Here is a 2831-nt window from a genome sequence, read left to right as displayed (position 1 = left end):
TCACCGCCGAGGACACTCAGGTGCTGCTCAGCGCGCCCCGGGCACCGCGCATGAACGCGCATTGCGAACGCGTGATCAGCACCATCCGCCGCGAGCAGTGCGCTGCACGCGGCGCTGGTGGTCTGACCGCCCGGAACGTTTGGTCAGGCTGCCGTCGTAAGCGGGCGTCCGCCCCAGCGGATGCTGTGGGGCTCGAAAAACGCCACGCGCAGCTGCTCCTGCGGCCCCAGTGCCGCCCGCTTCTTCCAGACCTCCACACGACGCGCTTCACCACGCTTCAGCAGTTCTCCGGCCAAGGCCGCGGACCGCAAGAGCTCCTCCACCTGAGGGCGCAGATCGAACGTGTACGCGTCGTACCCGCAAAGGCGATGGAGGGCGCTGCGGACGCGAGCGGCAGCCTTTTTTGCTTCCTTCTCAGTGGCAGCTTCCGCTTCGACCGCGTCCCGCGTGAGGTCGTGAAGGCTCTCGAAGTACTTGATCGCCCGCTCGTAGACGGCGGACTCGGCCTCCGTGCGATCCTCCGCAGCAGTGGCGTTGACGCGAATCAGAAGCCTGCGCACCCGCCCAGGGCGCTGCTCAGCTACCGCCCTCTTCAGGTTGTCGAACAGCCTGCGGCGCTCCTCGTTCTGCTCGACCGGCCAGACCCTCGATCTCCTCGCACACCTGCTTCGCCAAGGACACGGACTCGATCCGACGCGCATACACCAGCCGACGCAGCAGGGCCTGGGCGCGCGCCTCCGACTCCGGCACCTTCCTCGACTTGCCGGGCGACCACAGCGACGGACGCGGCGCGTTGCGGGCCTGAACGATCTTCTCAACCGCCGGCATCGACAGCTCCCGCTCCGTCATCTCGCACCCGTCCAGACCGAACCACTCGGTCGGCCGCGCGAACGCCTCGGTGCCGACGCGGACCCGGCGGGCAGTGCCCTCGCTCTCCAGCCGGATGCGGTGGACATACCAGCGGCGGATCAACGTTTCCTGGTCCACCGGCACCGACGCCCCGAGCACCGGCTCCAGGCCATCCTCATCCCACGTGGGCTCCACCGCCTGGTCCAGGTGCACGCGCAGCCCACGTGCCTTGAACCGGATGTCGACCACCGAGCCGATCGCCGCGCCATGGGGCCGGGCGAAGTCGAAGTCGGCCTGATCACCGCGGCCCCGGAGCCAGGCCGCGGCCGCGGACTTCACGTACAAGTGGTCGGCGCTGGCAACGCCCCGGGCACGCCGCCCACAGACATGAGACAGCCCGTCCGGGCCCGGGTGGTAAGCGAAGTGGCACACGCGGTCGGTGTAGAGCTTCGTCGTCAGCTGACCACCGCAACCACCGAGCAGCAGCCCGCACCAGAATGTGTCGTCACCATGCCGCTGGCGGAAGGCGTCCAGCTCGATCACCTCCAGCGGAAGCATCAACGGCTCCTCCGAGTCTGCACTTCCCATCACCGCAGTCTGAATCTGCCGCCTGTCACCCCGCACGAACCCCCACCCCTTCATCTCAACTCATCGTCCCATTCGCGGCATTGGCCCACAGGCCATCTCCAAGGGCAGGCGCAAAGGCCAGGAACACCGAGCTGTACGGCCTGCGGTAGCAATGCCTCAGCTTTCGATCCAGGCCCTGCGCCGGGCGTAGAAGCCGACCGACGTGAAGGGTGGCGCGTGGTGGGAGGTGCGGCGTGCCGCCGAACTTCTCGGCGGCCGCGCAGAGCAGCTCGCAGAGCGGGCGGAGAGGCCCCGGCAGGTCTCACGAGTTCCACCGATGTACTCCGCCGCCCGGTCACGTCCACGGCAGTACACCTCTGACACTTTCCCGGAATCAGGCGTCCGCCCTCCGGGTGGTTACAGCCGAACCGTGATCAATCTCATCGACACTTTCTGCACCGCAACTACCCGAAGAGCCCCGTGGGTTCACGGAAACCGAGGTCTCTTCAGTGCGAACCCAAGGGTCCACCGACGTGCTTCAGGCCAGTGGATCCGTGGGTTCGGGTGTAACACGAGGATGCTGTGTGAGCCGAAGAGCTTCGGCCAGAACGTCAGCGTCGACCTGTGTCGGTGTGCTGTCGCCGTACTCAAGGATGTCGTACTCGTCGTCCAGGTTGGCGAGTCGTTCGGCCAAGGGCAGTTCGTGCCCGAAGCGCTGGTGGATCCGGAAAACCAGCTCGCGTGGCGTCAACTCGCCGGCCAGCATTCGGGCGGCAAGTGCTCGTGCGGCGGCTTCCTGTCCGGCAAGGCTGCCCACTGAGTAGAAGGTGAGGCCCAGTTCGTCGAGTGCTGGGGGAAGGAGATCAGGGACGTCGTAATCCGCCTCCGCGCGTGTGCACGCGGCCAGCATCCGCAGGGCGGGACTGTCGAGGCCGGCGACGAGCGCATTACAGGCGCCAGCGACGACATCGGTCGCACGGATCTCGCCCATACTCCAGAGGACAGCATGGTCTTGTAGGGCGAGTGCTGCTGCTTCGGTCGACATCACTCGTCCATGATTCCCTTCATGGTGCGTCGCGGTCGAGCCGGTTTCATCGAGGGTGCTGTTCAGCGGCCTGTTCCAGCAGGGCGCGTGCGGAGTCCGCGTAGCGCATCGCGGTCTTCTGTCGAGCCCAAACACCTCAGCGAGGTGGAGCGGGTCGGGCCCGTGGGTCAGTGCCTCTTCGAGTTGGCGGTCGACGCGGAGGCGTTCCAGCGTCGCGTCCTGCCCGACGCAGCCACCCGAGCCCTGGCCAATCGCTGGACCCAGGGCTACATGGATCACGCCCCCTCCTGGGCCCGTCTCCTCACCACCGCCATCGCCGAACGTCGGTTCCAACGGCTGAGGGACCTTTTCGACGCCGACAGCCGCGGCG

At 67.1% G+C, this 2831-nt stretch carries 4 protein-coding genes; 1 reads left to right on the top strand and 3 read right to left on the bottom strand.

All coding sequences use genetic code 11. The annotated features are described in order from the left end of the window. Positions 1-143 precede the first annotated feature (143 nt). The 3 genes from ACFU8Q_RS40750 to ACFU8Q_RS40740 form a co-directional block, all read right to left on the bottom strand. Positions 144-560: a hypothetical protein gene (locus tag ACFU8Q_RS40750; protein ID WP_384465048.1), complete on the bottom strand. Its 417-nt coding sequence runs from the start codon at positions 558-560 to the stop codon at positions 144-146. 16 nt (positions 561-576) lie between these two features. Continuing rightward, a complete protein-coding gene (locus ACFU8Q_RS40745) occupies positions 577-1392 on the bottom strand; it encodes a hypothetical protein (RefSeq protein WP_384465045.1) in 816 nt (271 codons plus the stop codon). A 562-nt stretch (positions 1393-1954) separates the two neighbouring features. Further along, positions 1955-2461 (bottom strand): hypothetical protein, encoded by a 507-nt coding sequence (locus ACFU8Q_RS40740; protein ID WP_384465042.1) that lies wholly within the window; start codon positions 2459-2461, stop codon positions 1955-1957. A 162-nt stretch (positions 2462-2623) separates the two neighbouring features. Between ACFU8Q_RS40740 and ACFU8Q_RS40735 the strand changes: the two genes are divergently transcribed. Continuing rightward, a partial coding sequence (locus ACFU8Q_RS40735) for a hypothetical protein (RefSeq protein ID WP_384465039.1) occupies positions 2624-2831 on the top strand: 208 nt, incomplete at its 3' end.

The organism is Streptomyces sp. NPDC057543 (assembly GCF_042801895.1).
In the GTDB taxonomy this organism is placed as follows: domain Bacteria; phylum Actinomycetota; class Actinomycetes; order Streptomycetales; family Streptomycetaceae; genus Streptomyces.
Note: the sequence above shows the minus strand (reverse complement) of the source record. Positions and strands in the feature narration are given on the sequence as shown.